The sequence below is a fragment of the Paraburkholderia unamae genome (assembly GCF_003096875.1).
In the GTDB taxonomy this organism is placed as follows: Bacteria; Pseudomonadota; Gammaproteobacteria; order Burkholderiales; family Burkholderiaceae; genus Paraburkholderia; species Paraburkholderia unamae.
On sequence record NZ_QEOB01000016.1, the window covers coordinates 67,734 to 91,271 of the forward strand.

General features: G+C 65.7%; 15 protein-coding genes and 1 tRNA gene. 5 read left to right on the plus strand and 11 right to left on the minus strand.

The features are described from left to right. Positions 1–160 precede the first annotated feature (160 nt). Positions 161–634 carry a glycine zipper family protein gene (locus C7402_RS29845; protein WP_116613181.1) on the minus strand — a complete coding sequence of 158 codons (474 nt, stop codon included), beginning with the start codon at positions 632–634 and terminating at the stop codon, positions 161–163. Between the two features lie 386 nt (positions 635–1,020). On the opposite strand from C7402_RS29845, the gene C7402_RS29850 reads away from it, so the two are divergent. Continuing rightward, positions 1,021–2,613, plus strand: a complete 1,593-nt coding sequence (locus tag C7402_RS29850; protein WP_116613182.1) for an EAL domain-containing protein — start codon at positions 1,021–1,023, stop codon at positions 2,611–2,613. 22 nt (positions 2,614–2,635) lie between these two features. On the opposite strand, the gene C7402_RS29855 is transcribed toward C7402_RS29850, so the two are convergent. The 6 genes from C7402_RS29855 to C7402_RS29880 all read right to left on the minus strand — a co-directional run bounded on the left by C7402_RS29855 (position 2,636) and on the right by C7402_RS29880 (position 7,637). Then, complete coding sequence (locus C7402_RS29855) at positions 2,636–2,917, minus strand: DUF3325 domain-containing protein (protein WP_116613183.1); 282 nt, start codon at positions 2,915–2,917, stop codon at positions 2,636–2,638. Then, positions 2,917–4,533, minus strand: coding sequence for a PepSY-associated TM helix domain-containing protein (locus C7402_RS29860; protein ID WP_208949024.1), 1,617 nt, complete (start codon positions 4,531–4,533; stop codon positions 2,917–2,919). The genes C7402_RS29855 and C7402_RS29860 overlap by 1 nt, the downstream gene beginning before the upstream one ends. Continuing rightward, positions 4,530–4,901 (minus strand): DUF3649 domain-containing protein, encoded by a 372-nt coding sequence (locus C7402_RS29865; protein ID WP_116613184.1) that lies wholly within the window; start codon positions 4,899–4,901, stop codon positions 4,530–4,532. Before C7402_RS29865 ends, C7402_RS29860 begins: the two co-directional genes overlap by 4 nt. A 340-nt stretch (positions 4,902–5,241) precedes the next feature. Then, positions 5,242–6,012, minus strand: a complete 771-nt coding sequence (locus C7402_RS29870; RefSeq protein WP_116613185.1) for an SDR family oxidoreductase — start codon at positions 6,010–6,012, stop codon at positions 5,242–5,244. A gap of 35 nt (positions 6,013–6,047) precedes the next feature. Beyond that, positions 6,048–6,899: an alpha/beta fold hydrolase gene (locus tag C7402_RS29875; RefSeq protein WP_116613186.1), complete on the minus strand. Its 852-nt coding sequence runs from the start codon at positions 6,897–6,899 to the stop codon at positions 6,048–6,050. Positions 6,900–6,941: 42 nt separating this feature from the next. Beyond that, the gene (locus C7402_RS29880; protein ID WP_116613187.1) at positions 6,942–7,637 is read right to left on the minus strand and encodes an alpha/beta hydrolase; all 696 of its coding nucleotides are present in this window, start codon (positions 7,635–7,637) and stop codon (positions 6,942–6,944) included. 127 nt (positions 7,638–7,764) lie between these two features. Here C7402_RS29880 and C7402_RS29885 point away from each other — a divergent pair, with 127 nt between their 5' ends. Both C7402_RS29885 and C7402_RS29890 read left to right on the plus strand, forming a co-directional pair. Then, positions 7,765–8,403, plus strand: coding sequence for a CGNR zinc finger domain-containing protein (locus tag C7402_RS29885; RefSeq protein WP_116613188.1), 639 nt, complete (start codon positions 7,765–7,767; stop codon positions 8,401–8,403). A 130-nt stretch (positions 8,404–8,533) separates the two neighbouring features. Continuing rightward, positions 8,534–9,802 carry an eCIS core domain-containing protein gene (locus C7402_RS29890; protein ID WP_116613189.1) on the plus strand — a complete coding sequence of 423 codons (1,269 nt, stop codon included), beginning with the start codon at positions 8,534–8,536 and terminating at the stop codon, positions 9,800–9,802. Between the two features lie 41 nt (positions 9,803–9,843). Here the strand turns inward: C7402_RS29890 and C7402_RS29895 are convergent, their stop codons facing one another. Further along, a complete protein-coding gene (locus C7402_RS29895) occupies positions 9,844–10,503 on the minus strand; it encodes a glutathione S-transferase family protein (protein ID WP_116613190.1) in 660 nt (219 codons plus the stop codon). A gap of 313 nt (positions 10,504–10,816) precedes the next feature. Next, complete coding sequence (locus C7402_RS29900) at positions 10,817–11,833, minus strand: 1-aminocyclopropane-1-carboxylate deaminase (protein ID WP_116613191.1); 1,017 nt, start codon at positions 11,831–11,833, stop codon at positions 10,817–10,819. Between the two features lie 196 nt (positions 11,834–12,029). Here C7402_RS29900 and C7402_RS29905 point away from each other — a divergent pair, with 196 nt between their 5' ends. Continuing rightward, positions 12,030–12,530, plus strand: a complete 501-nt coding sequence (locus C7402_RS29905; protein ID WP_112173500.1) for an Lrp/AsnC family transcriptional regulator — start codon at positions 12,030–12,032, stop codon at positions 12,528–12,530. A 105-nt stretch (positions 12,531–12,635) separates the two neighbouring features. Here C7402_RS29905 and C7402_RS29910 read toward each other — a convergent pair. Beyond that, positions 12,636–12,711, minus strand: a tRNA-Ala gene (locus tag C7402_RS29910). Positions 12,712–13,182: 471 nt separating this feature from the next. On the opposite strand from C7402_RS29910, the gene C7402_RS29915 reads away from it, so the two are divergent. Further along, positions 13,183–16,449 carry a DUF4214 domain-containing protein gene (locus tag C7402_RS29915; RefSeq protein ID WP_116613192.1) on the plus strand — a complete coding sequence of 1,089 codons (3,267 nt, stop codon included), beginning with the start codon at positions 13,183–13,185 and terminating at the stop codon, positions 16,447–16,449. Positions 16,450–16,663: 214 nt separating this feature from the next. Here C7402_RS29915 and C7402_RS29920 read toward each other — a convergent pair whose 3' ends face one another. Continuing rightward, positions 16,664–23,236 (minus strand): hypothetical protein, encoded by a 6,573-nt coding sequence (locus C7402_RS29920; protein ID WP_116613193.1) that lies wholly within the window; start codon positions 23,234–23,236, stop codon positions 16,664–16,666. Between the last annotated feature and the right edge of the window lie 302 nt (positions 23,237–23,538).

Below are 23,538 nucleotides of genomic sequence, written 5' to 3' on the forward strand. Positions count from 1 at the left end.
CCCGGACCCGGCACGCTTGCAAGCGGGTCAAACGTCACGCACTACGAAACGTTTCACACTCATCCAACGACGTCGGCGTGAGCCGCGCTGCTTACCTTACGGCATCATGGTGTCAGACGGGCCGCACGGGACAAATCGGACCTTGGTCTTACGCCTGGCGCTATTTGATGGTGTAGCCGCGACCTTCCATGCATGCGGAGAACGCGCGGTTGAACGTGTCCATCGCCCCCTGCGTCTGAGCCTGGCTGTTGGCCTGGTTCGCGCGCCGGTTCTGCCGCGCCCGCGAGCCGCCCACCATCGTTCCGGCCGCCGCGCCGACTGCCGCGCCCTTGCCCGCATCGCCCGTAATCGCGCCGATCACGGCGCCGCCCGCCGCGCCGCGCGCCGCACCCTGCACGCGCTCGCCACCGCCCACGGCCGGCCCCGAAGGCGGCGGCGGCGTCGATGCGACCTTCGCCGGGTCGATGCCGGTGTTGTTCTTCGCCCACGAGTAACACGCCGATTCGTCCGAATGCTGTTGCTGCGCGCTTTGTCCCTTTGCGGGATACGCTATCGGCGTTGCCTGCACGACGGTGGCGAACAGCAAGGCGGCGGCGCACAATGCGCCGCTGCGTCTATTTATATAGGCATCCATATCAACTCCTTGTCCGCATGCTCGTGCACGCCGATCCTGCCTGCGGCTGTCGACGGGAAGTTGGGAAACGACACGCGCCGCCGGGCAACCGCATGAGGCCGGGCAAGCGCCCAACCGGCGGCTGTCCGCGAGGGTGTCTGCGACGTTGTCCATTCAATCATGGGCGGTGCTCGCAACGATGGCTATCGGACTATGGTCCTACCGCTCGCCGCGCTCATACGTTTGCAAATGCCCGCGCGCGCCGCGCCTCACCTGGCGTTTTCCCCGTTCGTCGCGGGCAGCGCTTTCAGGAGGCCTATACTGCGAGTCGGACACCCGACTCACCTTGCGCGAGCGCGGTGCCATGTGGTGCCTCCGTCGACGTCACACGCCTTCGGGTTCGCGAGATGATTACCAGACTCACCCTCGTTTCGGCCTCGATCGCGTTGGGCTGTCTCGCGACGATCGCGCCCGTGCTGACCAGCATCTATGTCGCCGACGAAGACGCCGAGCGTCGCGACGAGGCCGAGCTGCGCGAGTTCGCGGGGAAGGCGGTCATGCGCGCGGACCTCGTCACGTACCAGGCGTTTGGCGCGTTGGCCGATCTGGAACGCGCGCCGGGCGCGGCCTGCTCGCCAGGTAACCTGGCGGAGGCGGCGCGGGTCATTTTCAACTACCGCTACGTACAGGACGCCGGCAATTACGGCAACGGCCAATACCTCTGCTCACCGCTGCTTGGCGACGTGCGCTCGCAAGACCTCACGCTGCCGCCGCCGGACTTCCGCAGCAACGACGGCTACTTCGTGTGGTTCCATCAAAGGAATCCGCTGAGCGATATTCGCGAGGATGTGCAGATCGGCCGCAACGGACACTACGTGTCGATCGATCCCGGCTCCTACGTCGACCTGATCGACCCGGCAAGGCGCCCCATTGGCGTGCTGAATATCGACACGAACACCGTGATCGCCGTGTCGCCGGGCTCCGACCCCGACGACATGCTCAATGCCTGGAAACGAGGCGGCAAGGTTCAGAGCGATCAATGGCGCTATGCCGTGAGCCGCTCCGCCACGCGCCCCCTCGGTGTCGTGGTCAAGTCTGCGCGCAGCAGTCTCGTGAACAACTGGCCCAAGCTGCTCTTTATGTGGCTGTCTATCGGTGTGGTCAGCGGCGCGGCCGTGGGCTGGCTGATGTTCAAACGCATTTCGCGGCAACTCTCTTTTCCCGCCACGCTCGAATGGGCCATTGCACGAAAAAAGATCGACGTGGCCTTTCAGCCCATCGTCCGGCTTGCCGACAACGAATGCACCGGCGTCGAGGCGCTGGTGCGCTGGACCCTGAACGGGCGCGTCATATCACCGGAAGTCTTCGTGACCGTCGCCGAAGAGAATCGCCTGATCCAGCCGCTCACCGATCTCGTCCTCGAAAAGACCCTGGCGCAACTCGGTGGGTGGCTGCATTCGAACCCGGCGTTTTATGTCTCGATCAACTTGAGCAGCGAGGACTTGCGCAGCGACCGCTTTCTCAACAAGCTCACCACCGCCCTCAAAGGCACGGGCATCGCGCCCTCGCAAGTGCGCATCGAAGCCACCGAGCGCAGCTTCATGCATGCGGACGCAACGCGCGGCATTATCGCGTCGTTCCGGGCAGCGGGGCACCCGGTGTATATCGACGACTTCGGCACCGGCTATTCGAGCCTTTCGTATCTGCAAAGCTTCCGCATCGACGTGCTGAAGATCGACAAGTCATTCGTCGACACGATCGCGCAGGACACGGCGTCCAGCGTCGTCGCGCCGCATATCATCGCGATGGCGCACGAGCTGGGTCTGGAGGTCGTTGCTGAAGGCGTGGAGTCTGCCTCACAGGTCGCGTGGCTCATCGACAAAGACGTGCAATACGGGCAGGGCTGGTTCTTCGCGAAGGCCATGCCCGCCCACGAGCTTTTCACGTGGCTGCGCACGCGGCACGCGCCGAAGGCGGCGGCCGGTGTGCCCTTGCTTTAGCGGCAGCGCCGCCTGCCGTACTTCACCCCGCGGGGAAGCGCCGCGCGCACATGATCAGGAGTCCATAGACGATGCCGGCGGCCAGGCTCGTGCAGCCGCTGTACCAGACCAGACCGAGCGCCCACCCCTTTGCGCTCACCGCCAGCCACAAGGCGACCAGCAAGCCGCACCAGCCGAAGCCGCGTAGCGCGCGTGTCGCCGCCGCGGAAAGCGGGGCGTCGAACAGCGTTTGCTGATGACGCTCCATGGCGAGCGCGAGGCACGCGAACGCGGGCACGCATAGCAACAGGGCAGCGAGCGCCATCACGCGTCCTCCCGTTGCGCCAGTGCAACCGCGCGGCGACTGCCGGGCGCCTTCACGCGCGGCCGGTGCCGCGCCGTGCGCACCGCGAGTATGGCGTGCAGCGCCGCCAGCGCCCACATCATCAGATCGAAGCCCGCATAAACCCAGTCGCCATTGGCAACGCTGAACCAGAGCGGCCGCTGCGTGGTCAATGCGTTCAGCACCGGCAGCAACGCCAGCAACGCGGCGGCAAGCCAGAGCAATTCGATCCACGCGCGCTTCGCGGGACGCACGAGCGCGTAAAGCAAGGTGGCCGCCCAGATCGCGAAAAACGCGTTGATTTCCGCGTCGGCGCGATGCGCGAGCGTGACCGGCAGCAGACGGTTGGCCCACAAATAACCCGTCATCGCAATGGAAAGCCCCGCAATGCTCGCGATATTGAGCCGCTCGACAAGGCGAAAGCCGAAATACGGGCGCTCGGGGTCGGGCAGTTTCTGGCGCCGCTTCACGGTCCACATCACGAGGCCGGTGCCGACCATCGCCGTGCCCGCGAGACTGACGATGAAATACAGCCAGCGCAGTTGCAGGTCGCTGAAGCGGCCCATGTGCAACGCGTACAGCACGCCGCGCGTTTCGGCCGCGCCGCCCACGCGGTCTTTCACGTCGAGCAGCTTGCCGCTCACGCCGTCGAACAGCAGGTATTGCGGGCTCGTCGACACACGCGCCACCTCGCCGCGCGAGACCGCCACGCGCGCGCTCGCGTCGCCGGGGTTCGTGACCGTCACGCGCAGCACGTTGTCGCGGCCCCAGCGCGATTGCGCCTCGCGCACCATCGCATCGATGGGCGCGAGCGGCGCTTGCACGCCCGCAGCCTTGCCGGGCTGAAGGTACGCGCTCAACTGCGTGACGAGCGCCTCGCGCTGCGCGGGCGTTTTCAGCGCGGTTTGCGCGCCCCATGGCATGTACATCGTCATCAACGTGACGAGGCCTGTATACGTGATCATGAGGTGAAACGGCAGGCCGAACACCGAAAGCGCGTTATGCGCGTCGAGCCAGGAGCGCTGGCCCTTGCCACAGCGGAACGTGAAGAAGTCGACGAAGATCTTCTTGTGCGTGATCACGCCGCTGATGATCGCCACGAGCATGAACATCGCGCACAGGCCCGCGATCCAGCGCCCCCACATCACCGGCATGTAGTAGAACTGGAAATGGAAGCGATAGAAGAACTCGCCGCCGAGCGTCGCGCGCGCGCTCACCTTGCCGCCGGTGGCGGGATCGAACGTCGCGTCTTCGAAGCTGCGCTTGCCCGGCCCCGCGCCGCGCGTGCGCCAGAACGCGCTCACGATGTTGCTGCGCTCGGTGGGCAGTTGCATGCTCCACTGCGGGCTACCCGCCGCAAGCGTGGCGAGCGTGCCGGCCACGCGCTGCGCGACCGCCGCCGCGTCGGGCGTGACCTGCTGATGGGCAAGCTCGGGCCGCATCCACTGCGAAATCTCTTCCTTGAAGTAGCTGACCGTGCCGGTCAGGAACATCGCATAGAGCAGCCAGCCCGCGAGCAGGCCGGCCCATGTGTGCAGATCCGACATGCTCTGGCGCACGCCGCGGCCTTGTGGCCGGCTGGGGTCGAGGCGCTTCATTTCACCGTTCCTCCCGTGGCGGCCGCCTTCGGGGCATCGGATGTCGTTGCGTCCGCAATCAAATGCGCAGGCGTTGCCGATGAAGCCCACCACGCCGCCAGCGCGAGCGGCAGCGCGATCAGCAGCAGCCCGGCCCAGGCGCGCCGGGCGCTGCGCGCGAGAAACATCCAGATCACCGCACCCGCATAGAAGACGAAGCTCGCGAGCATGCCCGTGATCACGGCTTGCGGCGCGCTCATGGGCAACGCGAGCGCCGCCACGCTCGCCAGCGCGCCAAGCGCATAGCCGCCGAACACGGCGCCCACGATGCGGGCGACGAGCGGCCCTGCACGGCGCACGCCGCGCGGAGGGTGAAGCGCGGCGCTCATGCGGTCGCAACCGCGATCGCGGCAACGTCCCCCGACAGTCGCGCAATGGGCGACGCCCCCGGTACCACTCGTTTCATGACCATTCCTGCAAGCTTGAGAAGTCGATCTGCGCCGGACGCAGCGGCGTGCGCGGCGTGCGCGCGATGTTCTGGAATCGCGCGCGCCAATGCCCACCTGCGCCCGGGCGAGGTGTGCGGATCGTATTGGGGGGGTGTTGAATTATGCCGACGAGGTCGTGATGATACCTCGTGCGCGAAGACCCGGCAAAACCACCGGGCAAGCGGGGGCGCGCGTGAGTGGCCCGGCGGGAGGCGCGGCGCCCTTGCCCGCTGTATTGATATCAGATCGACTTGACCTCGCCGCCGTCCATCCTGAGCGTCGTGCCGGTCATCCAATGCGCGCCCGGCGAAACGACGAACGCCATCAGCTCGGCGATCTCCTCGGGCGCGCCGTAGCGCGCGATGCCCGCCTCGGCCGGAAACTTCGCCGTTGCTTCTTCCACGCTCATGTCATGCAGCGGCGCCCAATGCGCCAGGTACGACTGGCGGCGGCCCGTCATCACCGGGCCTGGCAGCACGCTGTTCACCTGCACGCCGTCGGCAATGCCCCGGTCCGAAAACGCCTTCGCGAGCGCGACGATGGCCGCGTTGATCGTGCCTACCGCCGCATAGGGCGCCTTCGGAAACAGCGCCGAGTTGCCGGACATCAGCACGACCGAGCCCGCGCTTGCCTTGAGCGCGGGCCAGGCCTCGATGGTCAAACGTCGCGCACCGTGCAGTTTCAATGCGAGGCCGCCCTCCCATTGCTCGTCGGTCATTTCGAACAAGTCGATTTGCGGCACCGCGCCCGCGATGTTGAGCAGCGCGTCGATGCGGCCGAACGCGGCCAGCGTCGCTTCGACCACCCGCGGCGCGGCCTCGGGCAGCGCAAGGTCGATATCGATCACGAGCGCCTGCGCGCCCGCTTCCCTCACGGCGGCCGCCGTCTGTTCCAGTTGTTCGCGGTTGCGCGCCACCACCGCGACGGCATCGAAGTCCCGCGCGAGCCTCACGGCGGTCGCACGGCCGATGCCCTGGCTCGCGCCCGTTACGATTGCGACTTTGCTGGCCATGTTGCCACTCCTCATTCCATTAGCATTGCAAACCATTAACCGAGAAAATCACGGATTGCGCCGGCGATCTCGCTCGCGTGCGTTTCCAGCGCGAAGTGGCCGGTGTCGAAGAACCGCACTACCGCATCAGGCAGGTCGCGCGTGAAGGCCTGCGCGCCCGCGGGCAGAAAGAAGGGATCGTTCTTGCCCCAAACCGCGAGAAGCGGCGGCCGGTGCACGCGGAAATATTCCTGGAACGCGGGATAGAGGGCGACGTTGTTGCGATAGTCGCGAAAGAGGTCCAACTGGATGTCGTGCGCGCTGGGCCGGTTCATATAGTAGTCGTCGAGCGAATAGCCGTCCGGCGACACCGCGGACGCATCGGGCACGCCGTGCGTGTATTGCCAGATCGTCGTTTCGCGTGTGAGCAGTGCGCGCAGGGCCTCCCGATTGGCCGCCGACGCCTCCTGCCAGTACGCGCGAATCGGATTCCAGCCGTCGCTCAGGCCCTCCTCGTAGGCGTTGCCGTTTTGCGAAACGATGGCCGTGATGCGCTCGGGATGCTTGAGCGCCAACCGGAAACCCGTGGGCGCGCCATAGTCGAACACGTACACCGCGAACCGGTCGAAGCCGACGCGCTCCGTGAAGCGCGCCATGACGTTTGCGATGTTCTCGAACGTGTACGCAAACTGGCTGCGCTCCGGCAGATCCGACTGGCCAAAGCCCGGCAGATCCGGCGCGACGATGTGAAAGCGATCGGCCAGCCTGGGAACGAGGTCGCGAAACATATGACCGGCGCTCGGAAAACCATGCAGCAGCAGCAGCTTGGGCGCACCGGCGCGACCGGCTTCGCGATAGAAAACGTTGTAGCCGTCCACATCGGCGCGGCGGTAAGCGATGGCTGTCATTTGGGTGTCTCCACGGATGAAGGGAGCGAGGGAGGGCCGCGCTTAGCGCGGTGAAACCGCGTGAACGGCTTCGAGAATGAGGTTGGCCACGACATCGGGCGCGCTCACGCCGGGCGTGTGATCGACGTCGTGCGCGCGGATCTGCGCATGCATGCGGTTTGCCATGAAGCGCTGCGTAGCCGGATCGATCATGCGGTCCTCGTTGGCGATCAGGAACCACGCCGGTCGATCGCGCCACAACGGCCGCCCCACCGCTTCACCGATGCACGCCGCGGCAATCGGGCGTTGAATCGCGGCGAGCACCGCGGCTTCTTGCGGCGAGGCATGCTGCGCGAACGCCGCCGCGAACGCCTCGTGCGGCAACCAGATCCAGCCGTGCCGGTCGGGCGCGAGTTGCGGCGCCTGCTCGTGCGTCTTCCCGCGATAGAACACGTCGGCCACCGTTTCGCCTTCGTCCGGCGCGAGCGCGGCCACGTACACGAGCGCCGCGACGTTCGCCGCGCGTGTCGCGCCGATCACGGCGCCCGCGTAGGCATGACCGGCCAGCACGACCGGCCCTTCGATGCGCTCCAGCGTGCGATCGAGCGCCGCCATGTCGTCGGCGAGCGAAGTGAGCGGCAACGCCGCCGCCACGGCCTCGATGCCCTCGCGGTCCAGCCGCTCGATCACCTTGCGCCAGCTCGAACCATCGGCCCATGCGCCGTGCGCCAGCACCACCCGCGTCTTGTCCTGAGACATGCTTCGCTCCTTCGACTGAGTAACCGTCTAAATCATGTTTTAGAGGTTACAAATTACGCATGTAACTTGTCAAGGCTAATCTTGATGGTTACACTTTGCCGACATTGATCCCTATTCGGCACAACACATGGATTACCGCCCCACTCCCGCGCTATTCGTGGCCGACGCGCCAGGGCTCGACTTCCTGAACTCGATCGCCACGCCCGTGGACGAACCCGTCGACTGGATCGGCGACGGCGAAGGTTTGCTCTCGTGGCTGGCACAGGCGGGCATGGCGTCCGCGCCAACGCTCGCCGCGATGCGCGCGCAATTCATCGCTGCCGAACTCGACACGGTGGCGGCGCAGGCGCGCGCGCTGCGCGAATGGTTCCGGGGCTTCGTGCAGGCCAGGAAGGGCCGCCCGTTGACCCGCGCCGGCGCCGACTTGCGCGAACTCGAACCGCTGAACCAGTTGCTCAAGCGCGACGACCGATATGGCGAACTCGTTGCGAGCGAAGACGGGCAGGCATCGGCGTTCGAATACCGCGTGACGCGGCGCTGGAACTCGCCGGAGTCGCTATTGATGCCGATTGCCGAAGCGTTGGCGCAACTGGTGTGCGAGGAGGACTTCACGCATGTGAAGGCCTGCGAAGGACCGCGCTGTACGCTGCTGTTCGCCGATCACACGCGCGGCCACGCGCGCCGCTGGTGCAGCATGGCCCTGTGCGGCAACCGCGCGAAAGTCGCCGCGCACCGCAAACGGCTCAAGGAGCGCGAGAACGCCTAAGGCTTGGGGCTGGCTGTACAAAGGCCGGCGCGTTACCTACGATGAAATTCTCGTCAGCGTTGCGCGAAGGTCTGCGATGTTCGCCCTACCGAGCCAACGGCCCGCCCCAAAGTCGGCCGCTCCCGCCAGCATGCGCGCACCGCCTGAGCCCATCGCGCGCGCCGCGCGAAAAGCGCCAGCGCACGGCCAGCACGACGCAGGCCCGCAAGCCGCTCGCGCCGTCCCGAAGTCGTCCGGCTTCCCGCTTCCCGCCACGGCGCGCGCCTTTTTCGAGCCGCGCTTCGGCTTCGACCTTTCCCGCGTGCGCATTCATGCCGATGAAGACGCGGCGCGCTCCGCGCAGGCGCACGGCGCGGCGGCGTACGCGCTCGGCCAGCACATCGTGTTCGGCGCGGGCCGCTACGCGCCGAACACGACAAGCGGGCGCCAACTGCTCGCGCACGAACTGAGCCATACGATCCAGCAACGCGATGCGGGCGACGCCGCGCTCGAAGCACGAGCGGGGCTTCGCCGCAGCACGCGCGAGGAGGAACGCGACGCGCAAACCGCGGCGCAGTCCGCACTGGCGGGACACCACTTCGGCGTGATGCGGCAGTCGCCCCGATCGCCGCTCGCGCTCGCCTGCTCGAACGCCGACCCCGCCGCCGCGAAGCTGCACGACACCGAGGAATTCGGCAACGCCGCCTATCAATTCGCGAAACACAACTCCAGCCTCGGCGAGAGCGTGCTCGCCAAAATCCGCTCGGGCATCGTCAAGCTCACGTGGCAGTCGGGCGGCTACGAAGTCGCCTATTCGTTTTTCGACTTCTATTCGAGCTTCGGCAACAGCGTGCGCCAGATGAGCGCCGACGAGGAGTCGAAAGCGAAGCTCGCCGATCGCATCGCCGAAACCGACACCACGCTGGGCTTCACGACCACGACACTGCGCTCGGAGGTGCTCGGCTGGGACGACACGCGCATCGCCATGCTCCTGCTGCACGAATTCACGCATACCGGGCATATCGCCGCGTCGTCCTCCGCTGTGGGCAGCGGCGCTTACCAGGAGGGCCAGTCGTATGGCGTCGAGTATTTCTACGCCGAGCTGGCAGGCGACTCCACGCGCACGACGAAGATCCAGGGCATCGTGAGCGCGGGTGAAGTGCTCAGCTACCAGAAGGCCGCCGACCTCGGCCGGTTCCAGGAGGACTTCAAGGTCGCCTATGCGCTCATGACCGCGCTACGCGACGTCGTGAAGAAGGGCTCCTCGCCGTTGCTGCCGTTCCCGGAAATCACGTCCGCCGCCGCGCAATTGCTTCAGCAAGAGGTGTTGAGACGTTTTCAGCGCCCCGACGCCGATCTCGCGAAATACATCGCCTACGTTAAGGCGAATCTCGCTTCGTTCAAGCTTCCGCCCATCTGATTTTCCACTGCGGCCGCGGCTTCATGCGACTTCAGACGGCATCAATCGCGATCCGGCGCCCCGAGCGGAAACAACGGACGGTTGGGCCGCGCTTCTTCCACGGCTCTCGCGAACGAAGGCCGCGCAAGCAAGCGCGCGCGATAGGCACGCAGCACGGGATACGCCTCGCCAATACGATGCGTCCAGTCCGCGTAAAAGAGCGAAGGCGCGGCGGCGCAATCGGCCATCGTGAAGGTTTCGCCGGCCGCCCAGGTTCTGCCCGCGAGACGGCCTTCGAGCCAGGCGTAGGCCAGCTCCAGCTTCTGCGCCGCGTACTCGCCGCGTTCCGCGCGCCTTGCCGGATCGCCGCTCAGCGCCCCCTCCACCGCCTGCTGCACGGGCGTCATCACATGCAGATCGAAGAAGCGGTCGAGAAAGCGCACATCGAGCGCAGCCAAGGGATCGGCGGGCACGAGGCGCACCGGGCCGGGGTGCGTGAGTTGCAGATATTCGATGATGATGCTCGTTTCCGCCACGTCGCGCTCGCCGTCGACGAGCAGCGGGAATTTGCGCAGCGGCCAGCGCGCCAGCCACTGCGCGACGTGTTCGGGCGCATCGGGCCCGATGCTGCGGAACGTGAAGGGCGTGTCGTTCTCGTAGAGCGCGATGAGCACCTTCTGCGTGTACGACGAAAACGGATGACCATAAAGCACGAGCGACATCGCGACACCTCCGGTGTGGGCCAGTTACCAGTTGCCAGTTTCGGCAGGCAATTCGTGAACCATGCACCGGTTGGGTGGGCAATGCAAGCGCCTGCGCGAACGCAACTGCAAGCGTGCCTGCAACGAAAGCCGCGCATAAAAAAAAACGCCGGGCTAAAAGCCCGGCGCGGAGTTCGTGGGAGAGGCAAGAGCCCGGCACTCCCACGACGTGTAGGGCACCCATTGTCGTTAGCTTTCGGACCGCGCGCCGTGACTAAAGTCAAAGACTGTGACGCGCGCGAGTCAGCCCACGCTGGCTCCCTCGTGCCAGGCATCAACCGTCGCGGAAAATGAAGCTGTATGCGCTCAACGCCGGCACGCCGCCCAGATGGGCATACAGCACCTTCGAACCCGGCTCGAACTCGCCGAGGCGCACTTTGTCGATCATGCCGTGCATCGACTTGCCTTCGTACACCGGGTCGGTCAGCATGCCTTCCATCCGCGCGCACAGGCGAATCGCCTCCAGCGTGCCCTCGTTCGGCAGCCCATATTCGGGCCCGCCGTAGCGCGTGTCGAGAGTCACGTCCTGCTCGCCGATATCGCGGCTGAGGTCGACCAGACCCGCCGTGTGACGCGCGATGCGCGTGATCTGTGCGTGCGTTTTTTCGGGCGTAGCGGAGGCGTCGATGCCGATCACGCGATTCGCGCGGCCGTCGGCGGCGAAGCCCACCACCATCCCCGCCTGCGTGCTGCCCGTAACCGAGCACACGACGATGTAGTCGAACTTGAAGCCGAGCTCGGCTTCCTGCTGCCGCACTTCCTCGGCAAAGCCCACGAAGCCGAGGCCCCCGAGCGGATGCTCGGAGCACCCTGCCGGTATCGCGTACGGTTTGCCGCCCGCCTGGCGCACGCTTTCGAGCGCCTCCTCCCAGCTCGGGCGAATGCCGATATCGAAGCCGTCCGCCACGAGCCGCACGTCCGCGCCCATCATGCGTGACATCTGGATGTTGCCAACGCGGTCGTAGACGGCGTCGGAGTAATTTACCCAGTTCTCCTGAACAAGTACGCACTTCATGCCGAGATGCGCGGCAACGGCCGCGACCTGGCGAGTCTGGTTCGACTGAATGCCGCCGATCGACACCAGCGTGTCGCAACCTTGCGCTAGTGCGTCGGGAATCAGGTATTCGAGCTTGCGCGTCTTGTTGCCGCCGAACGCGAGCCCGCTGTTGCAGTCCTCGCGTTTCGCATAGAGCTCGACCTTGCCGCCGAGATGCTGGCTCAGGCGCTTGAGTGGCTGGATTGGCGTCGGCCCGAACGTGAGGGGGTAACGGGGGAAGCGCTGGAGGTTCATCGAATGTCTCCGGAGAGTCGGCCGAGCAGGACATGGGCATAGCTCGGGACGCGCCTGCCGCATCGCATCCCGATGCAAAAGATGGTAGGCGTCTTCGCACGAAATGAGCTTGCCAAATAAATAGTGGCGACCTACGTTAATAACGGAGTCTGCGAAAGCGGAACATTTTCAGATCGCCAAAGAGGGTATTCACGCAATGAAATTAAGCAAGGGGTCGACCGTCACCCCGAACGGCCCGCCAGCGCTGGATCGCATCGACCGCGCGATCCTCAGGCATTTGCAGCAGGACGCGTCGATCTCGAACGTGAGCCTCGCCGCGAAAGTCCGGCTCAGCGCGCCCGCATGCCTGCGGCGCGTGGAACGACTGAAGGAGATGGGATTGATACGCGGCATCGTCGCGCTGCTGGAGCCCAAGGCGCTCGGCGCGGGCATGCTGGTCGTGATCGGCTTCGTGCTGGACCGCTCGACGCCCGAAGCGTTCGCGGCATTCGAGAAAGCGGCGCAGAAGGTGTCAGGCTGTGTGGAATGCCACGTCGTGACCGGCGAATTCGACTACTTCATGCTTGTGCGCACGCGCGACAACGAGAGCTTCAACCAGCTGCATGCGGAGCAGTTGTTGTATTTGCCGGGCGTGCGGCAGGTGCGCAGCTTCATGGTGCTCAAGGAGATCCTGTCGACGCATGCATTGCCGCTGTGAAGCAAGCCATGCCCGACGCTCGCAACACGAAGTGGAGTGACAGCGTGGGGGATTGAAACAGGATGATGAAGCAAGCGGCGCGATCGACTCCCGCGCCCGTTCTGTTGGTGGAGGTAAGCGGGATCGAACCGCTGACCTCTTGCATGCCATGCAAGCGCTCTCCCAGCTGAGCTATACCCCCTTGCAGAACGGCTTCGTCATGAATCCACCGTTGCGGCGGATCGATGATGGTGTGGCCTGGTACCCGGAGCGGAACTCGCATTCCGCTTGGGAGGCCGGATTATACGGTATGAAAAGCAAAAGCTGGCAAAAAAATTTCATTCGATGATCAGCGACGCACATCGGGATACGTAGGGAGGCCTGGCAAGGTGTCCGCGTCGATGAAGCTCTATGCCCGTCGAATCATTACCGGTTTCGCAACAATCCCCATCTTCAAATTTCCTCTCAAAATGTGACGACGGTCACATGCTTTTTGTTCCGAAACTTCTTACACTCCTTTCGATTTCGCAAGCTGAACGTGACCAGACGCCCCATCGGCCGGGGCAGCGGTCGCGCAATCCGGCGGAGTCGCACGTTGTTCGCGCCCGGCTGATGCCAGGCCGTCGATCAATGCAGCCATCAGTCAATCCCGATTGCTAATAAGGACAACTACGTGTCAACACAGGCAACGCTGGACCAGATCCAGGAACTTTACATCGCGTACTATGGCCGTCCCGCGGACGCCGACGGCCTGACTTACTGGGCGGCACAGCTGGATGCCCAGAACGGCAATCTGACCAGCATCATCAACGCTTTCGCCACCTCGGCCGAATCCGTTGCGCTGTATGGCGCAAACGCATCGGCGGAAGATCTCGTCACGGCGATCTACCAGAATGTGCTGCATCGCGCGCCGGACGCGGCGGGTCTCGAGTTTTACGCCCAGGCGCTGAAGGCCGGCACGATCACGGCCGGCAGCCTTGCGCTGTCCGTGCTCAACGGCGTCCAGAACGACGACATCGCCACGGTCCAGAACGAGTTGGCCGCCGCGCACCAGTTCACGGCCGGTGCAACGAACTACGGCGGCGACACGGCAAGCGCCATCGGCCGCACCTTCCTCTCGCAGGTGTCGAGCGACAGCGCGGCGAACGAAGCCCTGCTCTCGCACCTCACGTCGTACATCAACGCGACCTCGGCGGCGACCAGCGATCCGTCGCAGTTCGACGGCAAGATTGCCGGCGGCGTGCTGACCGATCCGACGATCGTGGATCAATACGCTTCGGGCACGACGCCCTCCACGGGCGGCAATGATGGTGACAACGGAGGTGACAACGGCGGCACGCCCGGCGGCGATCCGGTGACGGGCACTGTTGCGGAATTGAAGGGCAATCCCCCGACCGGCGCGTATATCGTGGTCGACTCGGCGGCCAATATTCTGGCGGCGGCGACGGGCGCGATCGTTACGGGCGCAACGGCCGTCCAACTGTCGAGCGACGCTTCCGTCTCCGTGGCGGACGCCCAGGCGCTCGCCGCCACGCCCGCCTTCAGCGTGAACGGCCATGCGCTGACGCTGGTCGACAGCATCGAACACCTCACGGGCAATACGGACGTCGCGGGCGCCACGGCCTATGTCGTCGCCGATACCGCCGCGCACATCCTGAGCAACCTTGCCGGCGACCTCGTTGCGGGCGCGCAGGCTGTCGAACTCTCGGCCGATGCGACCGGTTCGGTGTCGGACGCGCTGGCTCTGGCATCGACGCACGGCTTCAGCCTGGGCGGCCACAGCCTGACGCTGATCGACAGCATCGCCAACCTGACGGGTCACACCACGGAAGCGGGCGCATCGAGCTACATCATCCTCGACACCGCGGAAAACATCGCTGCGGGCGCTGAAAGCCCCGTCGTGGCAGGCGCGCAATCGGTCGAGCTCCTGAGCGACGCGGTCGTGACGGTTGCCCAGGCGGACGCGCTCGCGAGCCTGTCGGCGTTCGACATGAACGGCCACGCGCTGACGCTTGCCGATACGATCGGCAACCTGGACGGTCATACGTCCACCGCTGGCGCAACGAGCTACGTGGTCGTCGATACGGCGGACAACATCATCGCGAATGCGACGAGCGACGTGGTGACGGGCGCTCAAGCCGTCGAACTGTCCGCCGACGCTTCGGTTTCGGTCGAGCAGGCGCAGACTCTCGCCGCGACGTCGAGCTTCAGCGTGAACGGCCATGTGCTCACCCTGGTCGACAGCATCGAAGCCCTCACGGATAACACGACGGTTGCGGGCGCAACGGCCTACACCGTCGTGGACACGGCGGCGAACATCGTCGCCGGCGCTTCGGGTGCCCTGGTGACGGATGCGCAGGCGGTTCAACTGTCGGCTGACGCTTCGGTTTCGGTCGCGCAATCGCAGGCTCTCGCGGGCCTGGCGCATTTCGACGCGAACGGCCACACCCTGACGCTCGCCGACACCATCGACAACCTGACCGGCAACACGCAAGGCTTCGCAAGCTACGACGTGGTGGATACGGTGGCCAACATCCTGGCCGGCGCGGCCGGCGATGTGGTGACGAACGCGCACGCGGTCGAACTCTCGGCCGACGCGTCGGTTTCGGTCGAGCAAGCGCTGGCGCTGGCCAACGTGACGAACTTCGACGTGAACGGCCACACCCTGACGCTCGCCGACACCATCGATAACCTGACCGGCAACACGACCGCGGGCGGCGTGACGAGCTACGACGTGCAGGACACGCTGGCCAACATTCTCGCCAATGCGGCGAGCGACATCGTGACCGGCGCGCATGCCGTGCAACTCTCGGCTGACGCATCGATCACCGTGGCGCAAGCGCAGGCTCTGGAGAGCGTGGCGAATTTCGACGTGCACGGCCACACGCTGACGCTGGTCGACACCATCGACAACCTCACCGGCGCAACGGTTGCGGGCTTCAGCAGCTACGACGTCCAGGACACGGCGGCGAACATCCTCGCGCATGTGTCGGCCGACGTGGTGACGAACGCGCACGCTGTCGAACTGTCGGCGGACGCCTCGGTTTCGGTCGCGCAAGCGGAAATTCTGAACGGGACCGCGAACTTCGGCCTCGGCGGTCATGCGCTGAACCTCGTCGACACCATCGGCAACCTCGACGGCCATACGACGGAAGCAGGCGCATCGAGCTACGACGTGGTGGACACGGCGGCGGCCATCGTCGCCGGCGCTTCGGGCAGCATCGTGTCCGGCGCACACTCGGTGGGCCTGTCGGAAGATGCAACCGTGTCGGTCGAGCAAGCGCATACGCTGGGATCGACGAACGGCTTCAATCTCGACGGCCATTCGCTGAGCTTGTCCGACACCATCAGCAACCTCGACGGCCACACGACGGAAGCGGGCGCCACGAGCTACACGGTTCTGGACACGGCGAGCAACGTGCAGGGCGACCTCGCCGGCAGCTCGGGCGTGGTAGCCGGTGCGCAGTCGGTCACGGTCACGATGGACCAGGACAGCCTGGACCTGTCGGGCTTCACCGGCGCCACCACGGTGGTGGAAGGCAGCAGCAACGAAACCATCACGTTCGGCAGCCACGGCCTGAACGTCAGCGATGTCCTGTCGCTGAGCACGAACTCGGGCCAGCAAGACATCGTGACGAACTTCGGATCGATGGACGTGCTTCAGTCGCAAGGCGGCGCGCTCCATGCCGGCGGCGAGCTTGCCGCTGAAAACGGCATCGTTGCGACGCTGAACTACGGCACCTCCGCTGACTTCATCACTGCGGTGATGGGCGCGCAAGCGGCGGCGGCAGGCGACACCGTGGCCTGGAGCGATGGTCAGGACACCTACGTCGCCGTGTTCCACGGCACGGAGGCCGGCCAGGCTCACATCGTGGAACTGGTCGGTGTTGCCAGCGCGTCGGCCGTGACGCAAGCAGGCACAGGCGTTCACGTTGGCTGAGTGAGCGCGGCCGCACGATCGCATTGATGCGCGAGCGGCGGCAGTGAAGAGAGGGGAGCGCGTCTCCCCTCTCTTTTTTTGGCTTGCCGATGACGACGCGCCGGAACCCGGCAACGCGCGCAATCTTGCTCATGCCGACAAAAAACCCCGCGCTCCCTTGTAAGGGAGGCGGGGTTTTTCTACTGCCGGGAGACTCGCATTGAGCGTGCGTCGATCAGGGAGGCGGCGGCGCAATGAAGCCACCACCCACCGTCGCGCTCAATGTATGGCCGCTCATGCCTGCGAGCGACACCGTCGAGGTGCCGGTGAATTCCACGACCACGTCGTTGACGCCGAGCGCGGCATGCGCCGCCCCGGCGCTCTTGCTCGTGTTGACGGCTTCCACGACGTAAGTGTTGCCCGCGTATTCGAATGCGCTGATCAGGCCGGTGTCGGCGTTCAGTTCGATCACGCCGTTCACCACGCTCGTGTGCGCGCCCGCATCCCTCGTCTGGTCGAGCACGAGCGCCTGCTGAATGGCCAGGTCGAGTGCCTGCGACAGCGACGTTGCCGAAGCCACGTTCACCATCGAACCGGACAGACCGGAACCGGTGCCGCCCGCCAGCGCTTCGGTCGTGGCGTTGCCGAACGTGATGTTCAGCGTCGCGTTGTTCGCGAGCACGGCGTTGACCGTCGTCTGGGCGTAGCCGCCGCTTGACGTTGCGCCCGTCACGTCGCCCTGGATGTTCAGATCCAGTTCGCCGTTGAACGTGTGGCCTGTCGCACCGATGTTCACGGTCGCCGCGCTGCCAAGCCACACGTGATCGACCGTCGACGCGTTGCCGTACACGTTGATCGTGTCGCCGTGGCCGAGCGCCGTCAGCGGCGTCGAGCCGTTGAACGCGCCCGCCACGGTATTGCTGCCGCCGTACAGGCTGATCGTGTCGCCCGCGCCGGCCGCCGCAATCGTGCTGACCACGCCGTCACCCGCGCCGAGCGTGATGGTGTCGCCTGCGCCGTTCGCGCTTAGCGTGACGCCAACGCTCGCCGCGTGGCTGGCGTCGCCAACCGAGATCGTGTCGGCCGCGCCGTTCGCGACGATCGTGTCGCCGGCCAGCGACCCCTTGATCGTCAAACCGTCTTGCGCGGCCGTCAGGGTCAGCATGCCGGTTGCCGCGCTCGCGTCGAAGGCCTTGAGCGCCGTGCCCGAGAGGCTCGTGACCGTGAGCGAACCGCTGCCGTCGACCGTGATGCTCGACACGGTGTTCGTTGCGTCGACAAGCGCGTCGATCGTCGCCGCCGCCGCGTTGTGGATCGCGAGCGAGTGATCGCCGTTCACCGTCAGGCTCTTGAGCTCGGTGGCACCGGCCGCGAAGTCGATCGCCAGGGTGTTCGAACCCGAAGCGCCGGCCTGCGTCGTGATGACCGGGGCGTACGTGGCGCCTGCCGCGACGTCGAGTTCGGCCGACGCGCTCAGGTTCGCGAACGTCGTGGACGTCGTACCCGCGCTCTGCACGCCCGAGCCAAGCAGCGCCAGGCTGTAGCCGGTTTCGTCGTAGACGGCGACCTTCGCGTCACCCGCGTTCGCCGACGTCGCCGCCGTGGTGACGAAATTGTCGACCACGATCGTGTTGGCCGCCGCCGACGATCCCAGGCCCGTCACCCCCGTCACGCCGATCAACTCCGTGACCGAAGCGTCCGCCAGCGCGCCGCCGGCGTGTGCCGACGCCACGACGTAGGTGTTGCCGCCCGCGACGAATGCCAGCACCGTGGCGACGGGCTGCGATTCGACGATGGCCTGCGCCGCCGCAATGAGTTGCGCGACCGAAAACTCCGAGACCTTGTGCGTGCCGGTCGCGCCGAACGTGAGCACGCCGTTGACCGACGTGAACGTGAGGTTCGCGAGCGTCGCGCCCTCGGCCGCCGCCTGACCGGTCAGGGTCGCGCCCACGAACGACGCGACGTTCTGCGCCGCCGACTGGTTCGCCAGTGCGCTCACCGCCGCGCCGTCGAAGGACAGGTGATCCGCGGTCGTTGCGTTCGCGCTGACCACGAAGCCCGTCACGCCGCCCGCGACGCCGTTGTACACGGCCACGGTGCCCTGGTTCGCGACGATCGTGTCCGAGACCGCACCCGACGCCGCGAGGTTGACCGTCTCGCTGCCCGCGCCGCCGTAGCTGCCGCCCTCGCCAATCGTGATGTCACCGCCGCCCGCGCCGGTCGTGATGACGTCCACGGCTGCGGTCCCCGCGTGGAGCGCCGCCGCCGTGCCCGCCGGGGAGTTGCCGACGAGCGAGTCGCTGTCCTCGAACGCGTCGCCTGCGGCGTCGCCGGTGATGACGACGCTGGTGCCGCTCTGGACGGTAGCCACGATGTGCTCGCCGGCCAGCACGCTGTTGGCGTTGATGGCATTGACAAGCGCCGTTGCCGCGTCGGCGGCGGCAGTCGTGGTGAGTGCCGCCGTCGTGATCGTCTGGCCCGCGATCGTGATGCTCAGCGTCTCGCCCGCCACATAGGTGCCCGCCGAAAGATCGAGGTGGTCCTGCTGGACAACGGCAGCCGCACCGGGCGCACTGCCCGCAATCGTGAAGACGCTGCCCGAGACATTTCCATCCGAATCGGTATTCGGCACGATAACCAGCGCCGAACCGTCGGACGGCCCCTTGATGACCAGGTCTCCGTTGACATCGAAGTCAGAGGACAAGCCAAGCTGGGAAAGCGTCGGGTTACGGCTGATCTGCCCCTGCACGGTCACGAGCACCCAATCGGCCTGCACGGTATCGCCCGTCGGAATGTTGATCACGACGCCGTTGATCGAGAGGTACACCGTCCAGTCCGTGTCCGGCAGCGATGAAACGTGAAGCGTTGCCTGCGCCTGGATCGCATTCGCCGCCGCGACATCATTGACCGGGGTGGTCACGACCGCCGCGACCGACACATCGCTTGCGGCGATGTCGGCGCCGTTGGCAGCGAGCGTGATGACGTTGGCATTGGCGCCCGTGCCTACGCTCGCGTTCACGAAAGGCGCAACCGCCGCACCGTTCAGGCCAATGCCGTTCACGATGGCGTCGAGCAGCCCCTGGGCCACCGACGCTTGCGTCGTGGAGTCCGTGACGGTGTATGCGTACGTCACGCCGTTGATCGTTTCCGTCACGACATCGTCGAGCTGGTACGCGCCGTTGAGCGTGAGCGATTCCATCGACGTGGAAACGCCCGAAGCGATCAGTTCGCCCGCGCCGCCCGTGATCGTCACGCCGCCCGTAGACACGGCGATATGCGAGACGTCCACCGTGCCGGTCGCCGCCGAGGCATCGACCTGGGTCACGCTGCTCGAACTCAGGAGCGTGCCCGCATCCGATTGAAGCTGGAGCGAAACGTTCTCGTCGCCGGTGACAGTGAGGGTCGCGGCGGCGCTGTCGTTGATCGTGATCGCGTTGACGTTGCCGGTCGCGACGTAGCCTTCGCTGTTGATCGTGACGTGCTCTACGCCCGTTGCGCTCACGGAAGCCGACTGCGAATACGTGCCCGTGCCAGCCGTGCCGTCCGCGCCGATCGTGATCGTGACCTTGTCGTTCGCGCCGCTCGAATTCCTCAACTGGTAGTCGACGCTTGCGCCGTCGAGCACGGTCAACGTCGTGCCGGCCGCCACCTTCTCGAACGTCACTGCCGAATCGACAGCCGTGAGATTGCCCGTGAAGGCGCTCGCATCGTAGAAGCCGCTTTCGCCAACGAGCGTCAGATTCGCGAAGTTCGCCGCGATCGTGCCGAGGTTGACCGGTGCCGCGAGCGTGCCTTGCGCGCCGAGCGCGGTTTCGAGCACCAGCGTGTTCACGCCCGAGCCGCCAACGATCTTGCTGGCCGCCGTGAGGTCGTAGTTGTCGAGCACGACCGTGTCGTCGCCCGCACCGCCGGTGAAGCCGGTCGTGCTCTGGTCGATCCCGATCACGATCGCGCCCGTCGAACCGCTTGCATCGACCTTCGCGAGATTGACGGCGTTCTGCGTGCCGAAAACTTCGATTGCGGCCGTGTTGTTCAGCGTGACGGCCGTGAGGGCGTCGCCCGCTTCGATCGCCAGATCCACGGCCGCTGTCGTGTTGACCGTCACGCTCGTCGCACTCGCGACGATCAGCGCGACTTCACCCGACGCCACGCCGTTGTCGGTGACGCTCACCGCGCCGGCGTTGTCGTCGCGAATCACGTCCACCGCACCGGTGTATGCCGTCGCGTCGCCGCCCAGCGTGATCGCCAGATCGTGGCCCGCCGTGTTGTTGATGACGTGGTAGTTTTCGCCGGAGTCCCCGTTGAGAACCGTAAGCGACGTGAGCGCGTCCGACGTGATCGTGGTCGGGCCTTCGACGTGGTTCAGCGTCACGCTCGAAAGCGTGCTCGTACCCGACTGCGCGAGCGTCGCCTGAATGTCCGTGATGCTGCCGCCGTCGCCGCCCGAGACCGAAACCGCCGTGGCGCCGTTGGTCGTCACGTTGATGTCGCCCGTGCCGTAGACGGTGGACGAACCGTTGGTCGTTGCGCTCACCACCGTCACGTTGCCCGTGGCGTAGTCCGCCGCGTTCGTGAGCTTGCCGGATGCATCGACACTCGCCGGGACCGAGCCGATATTGATGTCGCCCGAGGTCGCGGTCGTGTTGACCGAAACGGTCGTGCCGCCGACAACGGTAATGTCGTCAACGTTATTGCCGCCGTAAGTGTCGGTGACCGAAACGGCGCCCGCCGCGGCCGTGCCGTCCGCGCCGACCGTCACGCTGCCGCCGGTCGTGCTGACCGTGACATTGTTGCCGCCGAGCACGGTGACCGTCGAAGCGGAGTTCGCCACGCCGCCGGTTGCCACGGCGGATTGCGTGACCGTGACGTCGCCGCTCGGCGCTCCCTTCGCGCTGCCGATCGTGACGGTGCCGCCCGCCGCGCCAACCGTCACGTCGGTGCCGCCATAGACGTTCACGTCGCCATTGGACGAATCCGTCACGCTGATCGTGCCGGTCGCCTCCGAGCCGGCCGCGCCGGTTGACGAGCCCACGCTCACGTAACCGGCGTTCGTCGCGACGTTGACGGTCGTGCCGCCAACGATGCTCACGCCCTCATTGACGTCGTTGATCCCACGGATGCCGTTATAGGCAACGGCGGCGGTGTTGTTGACGGTAACGGTGCCGCTCGGTGCAGCGCCGCTGACGAGGGCGCCGATGGCCACCTGGTCGCCTGCCGCGGTGACCGACACGTCGGTGCCGCCCACGATGCCGACATATTCCGCTGCGGCCGAATCGATAACGGTGATCGTGCCCGTCGGGTTTTCGCCAGCGAGGAGTGCGCCGCTGCTGTCGGTGGCGGTGCTGCCGATGAGCACGTTGCCGCCGTTCGTCGTCACCGACACATTCGCGCCGCCGAGAATTTCGACCCCGGCGTCATTGCCCGAATGGGAATCCGTTGCGTAGCTGAACTGCACCGCCGCGGCCTGGTTCACGTTCACCGTGACGTTGCCGGTCGGCGCATAAACCGTATTGCCCTCGATACCGCCAATCTGCACGAGCGCGCTATGCGCGGCATTGCCGCCCGCGCTGTTCACGGTCACATCCGTGCCGCCATAGACGGCCACATCGATACCCGTACCCGTTGCGTTGACGCTCACCGCACCCGATGGCTGCGATGCGGAAACAGCCGAGCCGTTGGTGCCGACCTGGACCGTGCTGTTCTGACCGGCATCGTTGACGTTGACCGTCGTGCCGCCGAACACGGCGACCGTACCGGTATTCGCCGCGCTCACGTTGACTGCGCCCGCCGGGTTTGCACCAGCGATCGAGGTGTTGCCAACCTGGACGTCGCCACCCGACGTATTCACGGTGACGTTGTTGCCGCCCGCCGTCTGAACAGCGCCAGCCGTGTTCAGATGCGAAACGTTGATGTTCGTCGTGGCCGCCGCCTTGACGTTGTCTTCGCCGGTGCCCGCCGACCTCACCGTCAGGTTCGTCACGCCCGAGATGTTCGACGTGTCGAATGCGGCAGAACCGCCGGCGTTGCCCGCGGTTTGCAGCGCAACCGTCTGGATGTTCGAGATCGAAGCGCCGAGCGGAATGACATCGTTGGCCGACGCGTAGTCGTCGTTCAGCGTCAGCGTGTTGTTCGCGCCGCCGGTCGAACCCGTGATCACGTCGTTGTAGTTCAGCGTCGGGCCCCGGCCGTCCGTGCTGTATTGCGTGAGCGAGCCGACGATGTTCGAACCCGTCACGACATCGGCGCCGCTCGTCAGGTACGTCACCGCACCTGACCCGATATTCGCAATGGTCGTCGCGAGGTTGTTGAGCGCCGACTGTTCCGAAGCCGGGTCCGTCACGCCGGCCAAGGCCAGGCGCGCGCCGGCCGCGGCTGCGTTGCCCGCGTATGCCGCCGCGCTATTCGCGTCTTGCAGCAGCGCGCCGGTGAACGCATTGGCGTAGTCAAGCTTGGCCTGAAGCGCTGTGGCGTCCGCGCCTTGCGCCCCGTTGTAGATGTCCAGCGCGATCGAGGCGAGCGTCATCTTGCCCGTCGCGATCTGCTCGACGTACCAGTTCGCACCCACGGTGTCGGCCGCGCGGCCGAACAGCGTTTGATAGATCTGGTTGACTTCGGCATAGAGGTTGCCGCCGCCGTACAGCGCGATCGATTCCTGCGAGTTACCGAACGCGTTGATGATCGAGTTCAGGTCGCCACCGGCCTGATCGAGCTGGTTCGCCCAGTAGACCAGACCAGCGGGATCCGCGGGCCGGCCGTAGTAGGCGATATAGGCCTTTTGGACCTGATCGTAATATTGTGCTGCTGCCATGCGAGGCGCTCCAATAATCAGAAAATGTGAGAACTCACGAATCGTTGCAACGCTCGCAATGGACGCAGCGAGGCACGAATGGATTGTCTGATCAGCGGAGACTATGCGTTGTGATTGCGCGCACAAGTTTTGTAATATTCATTTTTTTGGAGAATCGTGCGCATGGAATCCGGGCGCGCAAACGTTGGCGCGCGATGCCTTGCATCGGCACTGCGCGTGCCACGTCATATTGGCCGCCAGTTTACTTCGATATACTTAGTATCGTGCAGCGCCGCCAGCACATTTACCCAGCAGCAGAAATC